Annotated in this window: 5 protein-coding genes; 3 read left to right on the plus strand and 2 right to left on the minus strand. The window is 59.7% G+C overall.

Going from position 1 to position 7,397, the window contains the following annotated elements; translation table 11 throughout:
* Positions 1–361 precede the first annotated feature (361 nt).
* Both VGG64_26185 and VGG64_26190 read left to right on the plus strand, forming a co-directional pair.
* Positions 362–2,224, plus strand: a complete 1,863-nt coding sequence (locus VGG64_26185; GenBank protein HEY1603120.1) for a hypothetical protein — start codon at positions 362–364, stop codon at positions 2,222–2,224.
* 64 nt (positions 2,225–2,288) lie between these two features.
* Positions 2,289–4,169, plus strand: coding sequence for a TolC family protein (locus VGG64_26190; GenBank protein HEY1603121.1), 1,881 nt, complete (start codon positions 2,289–2,291; stop codon positions 4,167–4,169).
* A gap of 10 nt (positions 4,170–4,179) precedes the next feature.
* On the opposite strand, the gene VGG64_26195 is transcribed toward VGG64_26190, so the two are convergent.
* The gene (locus tag VGG64_26195; protein ID HEY1603122.1) at positions 4,180–4,722 is read right to left on the minus strand and encodes a hypothetical protein; all 543 of its coding nucleotides are present in this window, start codon (positions 4,720–4,722) and stop codon (positions 4,180–4,182) included.
* A gap of 713 nt (positions 4,723–5,435) precedes the next feature.
* Here VGG64_26195 and VGG64_26200 point away from each other — a divergent pair.
* Entirely contained in the window at positions 5,436–6,359 is a 924-nt protein-coding gene (locus VGG64_26200) for a PEP-CTERM sorting domain-containing protein (protein ID HEY1603123.1), read from the plus strand.
* A 354-nt stretch (positions 6,360–6,713) separates the two neighbouring features.
* Here the strand turns inward: VGG64_26200 and VGG64_26205 are convergent, their stop codons facing one another.
* Positions 6,714–6,956 (minus strand): hypothetical protein, encoded by a 243-nt coding sequence (locus VGG64_26205; GenBank protein ID HEY1603124.1) that lies wholly within the window; start codon positions 6,954–6,956, stop codon positions 6,714–6,716.
* Positions 6,957–7,397 lie beyond the last annotated feature (441 nt).

Raw genomic sequence — 7,397 nt, forward strand, 5'->3', positions numbered from 1 at the left:
ATTCGCCGCCGTTGCCGATGGCCGATTGCTTGCTTGGTCGTTTCTGTTTCGTCCCGCCGAGGTGCTAGCGATTGAAATCGCGCCGTCCATATGCTGCCTGGAGGGGGCATATTGCGACGTTTTCCCTACCTTGTCTCCTTGCCGAAAATGCCACGGCTTTGGACAAAACTCTGCCAACATGGAATGCCGCTGCGCCCCGACGGTGCCAGTAATCTGTGCCGATTGCGTGTGACCAGTGAAGTTGCGGTGATTTTAACGGTTTCATTGATTTTTCTGGAGCGGAGCGGACGAATCTGATGGTGGCAAAAAAGGGTTTTGCTGAACGCGATCGTTTATGGATGAACGAATCAGGATGCTTGCATTGGCACGCTATCTTTTGCGGCACCGATTGCCGGTAGCGTGCGCCCTGATCGTGACTCTCGCTGGCGTCAGTAAGCGCAGTGCAGCGCAATCGACGAGCGTCGCGCCGGCAGTGTTGCGGGTCGGCCAGGCGGCCCCCATTCCGCCGCGAGGCAATTTGGTCCCTGCTCAGCAATCGCAAGGAATGGGCGTGGGACGGACCGCCATGCCGGACATTCGACTCGTCAGTTCTGTGACAGCCGCGGAGCCGACCGATGCACGATCCGTCGCACCGAACAGTGCCTTGAGATCAACACCCAGCGGCACTCCGCTACTGCAACCGTCCGAATTTCCACGATCCGCTGGCGATGGCACGGATTACGGTCCACGGTCGTCGTCCGTCAGCAGCGGTCCCCGACTGCCACGCGCGCCGCTCGAGGCCACCGATGTTCCGCTACCTCTCAACCTGGCATCGGCGCTGCAGCTTGCGGATGTCCGTCCGCTGATCGTGGCCGCCGCGCAAGCCAGCGCGTGGGTCGCCGAGGCTCAACTGCAACGTGCGAAACTTATCAAGATTCCCGAGCTCGACATTGGGACCGTCTATGTCCGGCACGACGGCTTCGGCCCGGACTTCGGCCGGGGCGTAAACAATCCGGTCTACGGGCTGCCGGGGGGCGGCGGACCGCTCAATCAGAATCTAAACGCCATGTGGGTCGGCGGCAGCCTGTACGCTGTTTTTCCCATGACCGACGCTATTTTTCAGCCCTTGGTTGCACGGCAAGTTCTCGACTCCCGGCGATTCGACATTCAGGCGGCCAAGAATGACGCCTTGCTGGCGACCGCCAATACGTATTTTCATGTCCATCAAGCGCGAGGCCAGTACGCCGGCGCCATCGATGTTGTGAAACGGGGCGAAGCGCTTGTCGATCGGGTCGCGCGGTTGAGCAAGGACCTGGTACCAAGAATCGAAGTCGATCGAGCAATGCGCATGCTGGCCGACATGCAGCAACATGCGGTTTTGGCGAGGCAATCTTGGCGCGTCGCCAGCGCCAATCTGACCGAGATTCTGCGACTTGATCCCCGTGTAGTTGTCATCCCGCTCGAGCCCGACCGTTTGCAGATCACCTTGTTTGACCCAGCTCGGCCCCTCGACGAACTGATGCCGATCGCCATGAGAAGCCGCCCCGAGATCGCATCGCAGCGAGCACTCGTCAGAGCAGCGCAACAGGGGATTCGACAGGAAAAGAACCGTCCACTGTTGCCCACCATCCTCGTTACCGGCTTTCAGACGCCAGGAGACATGCGCATGCAGGCCACGGTCTTCGGATTGGGCTCAGGCGCCAGCATGAGCAATTGGAGCCTGCGCGACGACGTGAGCATGCAAGCAATTTGGCAACTCGAAGGGCTCGGCCTTGGCAACCTGGCGCGGATCAAGAAGCAACGGGGAATGGAGTCGAACGCCATCATCGATCTCTACAAACTGCAAGACTTGGTCGTGGCCGAGGTAACTCGCAGCCAGGCAAATCTTCAATCCGCGGCCGTCCGCGTTATCGAAGCAGAGCGATCATTGCGTGAAGCAATTATCACGTTCGACGGCAATTACGAAGGACTGACTCAGACCAAACGGTTCGACAATGTTCTCGTGCAGGTTTATAGGCCGCAAGAAGTCGTCATCTCGCTGGAAAATCTACGGGTGGCCTATGACCAATATTTCGGAACGGTGGCCGACTATAACCGAGCGCAGTTCGAATTGTTCCATGCGCTGGGTTATCCGGCGCGCGAAGTCTCGGCGCTTCGTCCGCCTGGCGATTACCTGCCGGTCGATACGAATCGTCCGAGGTATTTACCACCGGTCGGCGTTGGTCCGCCGCCGGCAACGCGGTAGCCCAGAAAAAGTACCACAGCTGGCTGGCATCCAGCGCGTGCCAGGAAAAAAGGAGTTGCGTCCGATGAACCGATTCTCAGGATTGCAAATCGTGGCGACAATGCTGCTGGCTGGCAGCACGCCCCAGCTCTGCCGGGGCGATGCGCCGCGACAGTCTCTGCCTGCCGGCACTCAAACGGTCGCAACCGCAACCGGATCGAGCTCTCAATACAACAACTACAATGGTGTTCCAGCCGTTCCGGCGGTGAATCCTGCGATAGGCACGTCTCAGCCCGGCAAAGCCACGTCGTCACGGACGAATCCCCGGCGGGCCGTTCAACTCACCTCGGCGTCGTCACCCGTGCCTACGACCCTGTCGCGTCGTCAATCCGCACAGCCCGACGAGTCGCCCGAGCTGTTGCCAACACCGGGATCTAGCAATGGACCTGGGGGCATAAGTGGCCCAACATCGCGCGCTGGCGGGTCGCCGGAAGTATTGCCCGACCTGAGCGGCGCGGTGAACTTACCGCCTGGTCAGCTCGAGCAAACCGATGTGGCGTTGCCGATTAATCTAGCCACCGCCTTGCAGCTCTCCGACGCGCGGCCACTTATCGTCGGCGCGGCGCAGGCTGGCGCCTGGGTAGCCGAGGCGCAATTGCAACGCGCCAAGGTACTTTGGGTGCCCACCTTCAACGCCGGCACGGACTACATCCGGCACGACGGTTTCGGCCCGGACTTTAATCGGGGTGTTAACACCGCCGCGCGACCCTTGAATCAAAACATTAATTTCCTCTATAGCGGTATCGGCTTCACACAAAATGTCGCCATGACCGACGCGATCTTCCAGCCATTGGCCGCCAGGCAGACGCTGGACGCGCGTCGTTGGGATATCCAGACCGCCAAGAATGATGCGCTGCTCGCCACCGCCAACGCGTACTTCAGCGTGCATCAATTCCGTGGACAGTACGCCGGCGCGGTCGATGTCGTCGGACGCGGCCACAAACTGGTGGAGCGGATCGAGTTTCTCAGCCAGGACCTGGTCCCACGCATCGAGGTCGATCGCGCCAAAAGAATGCTCGCCGACATCGAGCAGCAAGCCGCGTCAGCACGGCAAATGTGGCGCGTCTCCAGCGCTGATCTGACCCAGGTATTGCGTCTCGATCCTCGAGTCGTCGTCGTTCCTCAGGAGCACGATCATCTGCAAATCACATTGATCGAACCGAATCGAACCCTCGACGACCTGATTCCCCTGGGACTGACCAACCGCCCCGAACTGGCATCGCAACGTGCGCTCGTCCGCTCGGTTGCCGAGAAAATCCGCCAAGAGAAAGGACGCCTATTGATGCCCAGCCTCATGCTGAGCGGCTTCCAAACGCCAAATGAATTGATCCAGTTCGGCGCCCAAGGCATCGGCTACGGAAGGAACATGAACCTGTGGAGCTTGCGCGACGACTTGAGCCCGCAAGCGCTCTGGCAATACGAAGGGTTGGGATATGGCAATATGGCCCGCATCAAGGAGCAGCGGGGAGAGCAGTCGCGTGCGTTGATTGAGCAGTTCCGGATTCAAGATTCCGTGGCCGGCGACATAACGCGGGCCCAAGCGCGTCTGCAATCGGCCACCGTGCGGGTCGTGCAGGCCGACCGCTCGGTACGAGAGGCCCTCATCACATACGAAGGCAACTATGAAGGGCTGGCCCAAACCACTCGGTTCGGCAATGTGCTGGTCCAGGTCTACAGACCGCAAGAGGCAGTGGTCGCCCTCAGCAATTTGCTCGTGTCTTACAACCAATACTTTGGAACGGTGGCCGACTACAACCGCTCTCAGTTCGAATTGTTCCACGCGTTAGGCTATCCAGCCAAGGAAGTTTCTGTGCTGCGGACGCCTGGTGATGTCGCACCGGTCGATACTAGTCGGCCTGGATATTTGCCTCCGGTGGGAGTTGGGCCGCCGCCGTCGACACGTTAGATCGATCGCGTCAGCGACGGCCTTCGATCATGTCGATCAGATCCGGAGTGGCGCCAGTGTCGGCATGGGCTTCGCCGCTGCCTGGGAAGCCCCCCAAGCGCAGCAGGTTCGCCTCATCCTGTCTGGCGCCGGCATAGAAACCGTACTCACTCGCGCCGCTGCCGTCAGCAGAAACTTCGCTGACTAAATGCTCCGAAATAGAGTGCCCGTGTGCCAGGTATCCATATCCGTTGCCGGGAATGCAAACCCGTGGTCCATGCTTTCGGTGCGGACAGTAGTCCGGATAGTAGTGCGTGTAAACGGTTTTGCCGCCGACCGGATAGTAACATCTGTCCGGGCTTTCGACCGGCGACAGGATTGCTACGCCGCGTCGATAGGGCACCGCATAGTCCGATCCGCAGGCCCGCTTGCGACAAATCGGTGTGGGCACAACCAGTTGCGGATTATACGGCCCGTTGGGACAGCTATCGGCGCGAGCAACGTTTACGTCGCTCGGCAGCGCGACGGCGGTGAGAACCATCGCAGCAATCGAGAATGAAAGTCGCCGCGCCATCCGTGATTCTCCTAGCTTGCCACGATGGTAGAATCCTCACCTGTTTCTTAATTCGTACTTTCCACTGAAAAAGATGCTCGATGCCTGCTGGCGGCGGATTCTTCGTTCGCAGGTTGTCACACTTACGGAGTTCGACTCATTTTTCCTGATCGACAAGGTCAGCAACGCCGGCACTTGACCGAGCCAGGAAGCAGCCGCGCAGTTGTTCGCTCCCCTCGTGCCGGACTGGTAATGGGACGCTAGCTGCACAAATCCCGGCGATAATGCAATCGCGGTGTACCTGGATTGGGGTTTTTCAACCAGCCCGGTCCATTTTCGGGAGTGCTGCATTCGTTCGAGTTTTTGAGAAAGAGCCCGTCATTCGCCTCCTTCTGCCGCCCTTCGATGTCCACCGACGTGCGAGATCAGTTGTTGAGGAAACCTTAGGATTCACGAAGCTTCCAGCGGCAACTAGACGGGGGCACCTCTCTCTTGCCTGGTGGACGTGGTTTGTGATGCGTCATTGGGTCCGAGCTATCGGCTCCGTGGGTTCTGCGTAGTGGATGTCGGCGCCAAGCCTTGCTTTTTCGCAACAGTCTTGTTGCGGCAATCGTCGGCTGTTACTCTTTGGTTTGTAGACCTCTCCATCAGGGGCACGCTAGCCAAGTGAAAACTAAGTGACCCATTCGCGGTCGTTTCTTTTTCAGTTTTCGGAACACTGAGGAGAGGGCCCCATGTGTCTTTCCATTCGATTCTGCGCGCGCAGACAACGGTCGTCTTTTAGGATTTGCCCTGGTTGCCTGGGCGTGGCGACGGTCGCCGCCTGGCTGCTCCTGTTCGAGTCGCCGGCGTTCGCAATTCAGGTGAGCATTGAATCTCTCACCCTGATGCCCGACAACACTTCGAGCGGCGTGTATTCTTCCGCGGGGCTCGGCACCGCGACTTGGGACTCTGACTTGTCGGTACTCAATCCCGGCGGGACCGTAGCCGACGTCGGAGGTGCATCAACGAGCGCTCAGGTGCGCTACGCGTTGGCGATGACCGCCGCCGCGACGGGAGCGGATACCGACACTCTCTCCGCAACGTCCCACTTTCAGGTCACCTTCGCTCTGACGAATAACGACCCGACGAACACGCGACCGGTGGAAGTTTCGATTGCCCTCAATGGTTCGGGCGTGATGGTCGACGACGGTCCGCCCGCGGGCTTCCGCAGCGAGTATTCGTTTTCGCCCACGGGTTCGTCGTTCTCGAAAAACGGAGTGACCGATACTTGGAATCCCGCGCCCAGTGACTCGGTGGGATTGGGTAATGGAAATTCAACTTTCGCAGGGTTGAACACCACGTTTGGCTTTCCCGCCGATTTCGGCGCCGGGACCGAGCACTTTACGCTCGACCTCTACTGGACCAACGTCCTCAGCGTCAACAATCAGGGATCGACCGCTGTACTTGCGGGCCTGAATACCGGGCTGAATCCACTGATCGGTGCAGCGCAGTTCTATCCGTCGGCACAGGGGCACCTGGACCCGGCCGCTGACGGCCAGTTCGTCTCGATCACGGCCACGGTCGTCCCGGAGCCTTCGACGCTCGCCCTGGCTGCGCTCGGCGGACTGGCATTGCTCTTGGGGCGACGACGTGATGCGGAGCGCTTGGGGGCGTAAACTTTGGCGACAAGACATTGCGCCCAGCTGGCAAGCGGGCGCAATGTCCCAACGCTGCGATCGCCACGTCGCCGCGGTAACCGACATCGGTCAGCGCCGACCCCACACCGTCGGTGGCAGGTCGAAACCGCTCAGGCTCGGTCAATAATCGCGCCGAAGATTTGAATTGCTGATCGTCGCCGGGGTCGTCGGCTAACAGACATGCGTTGAGTGCCAAGAACTACTCAAACACGTTTCCTCGCGCGCTTCGACCCGGGCGCCTTTTGGGAACGAGGGGTTAAAACAACCGTGCCGCGAGTACCCAATAACACGAAGCCGTTGACACGCCCAGAAGCTACATTGTCCAGGAGGGCCTTATCGATAGCCGTATGCCGGAGCTGGGCCGTTGTGTCCGAACCCGTAGTTGAACTGCGGCGCTTGGAAATTCTGCGGCCGATACTGGTTCAGGTTGTAGCCGTAGTTCTGGGTGCGCAAGCCGGGGATGAACACCGGCTGGAATCCCTGATACAAGTTCCCGACCATATAGTTGCCGCCTCCCGTATTCAGTCCGTACCCGATCCAGGTTGGAACGTCCTGGCTGGGCAATGCGCCCCTCATCGCCTTGAAACATTATCTGCAAGTGACTGACGCCGACTTTGAGCGGGCGGCCGATGCGTCAGGGAAAGGCGGCGCAGAAAGTGGCGCACGAAGCGCACAGAATACGGCGCCGCCGGGACGCGCCGCGAAGGGCGGGGAATCGCACGATCCAATCGCAACCTTTGTTGGGTGCGGCTCTTTTGCGACTCTCAGCGATACGCAACTCATTGACGCACAATCGCTTAGCGGAGAGGACAGGATTCGAACACCCCACGAAAATACCGGGGAATCAACGGTTTCTGACCAAAGCGGCGCAGAATCCGGCGCAATTGATGACGAATCCGAGCCAGCGGACCCCAACCTATCCGCCGTCATCGATGCGTGGCCGACTCTGCCGGGACCGATCAAGGCCGGCATCCTGGCGATGGTCAGAGCGGCCGGACGCTCCGTGTGAACATCTTG

Source organism: Pirellulales bacterium, from assembly GCA_036490175.1.
In the GTDB taxonomy this organism is placed as follows: Bacteria; Planctomycetota; Planctomycetia; order Pirellulales; family JACPPG01; genus JACPPG01.

Excerpts from the sequence above, each read along its gene's own strand:
- VGG64_26190 (HEY1603121.1), top strand. The coding sequence starts at position 2,289 with ATGAACCGATTCTCAGGATTGCAAATCGTGGCGACAATGCTGCTGGCT.
- VGG64_26195 (HEY1603122.1), bottom strand. The coding sequence starts at position 4,722 with ATGGCGCGGCGACTTTCATTCTCGATTGCTGCGATGGTTCTCACCGCC.
- VGG64_26200 (HEY1603123.1), top strand. The coding sequence starts at position 5,436 with ATGTGTCTTTCCATTCGATTCTGCGCGCGCAGACAACGGTCGTCTTTT.
- VGG64_26205 (HEY1603124.1), bottom strand. The coding sequence starts at position 6,956 with ATGAGGGGCGCATTGCCCAGCCAGGACGTTCCAACCTGGATCGGGTAC.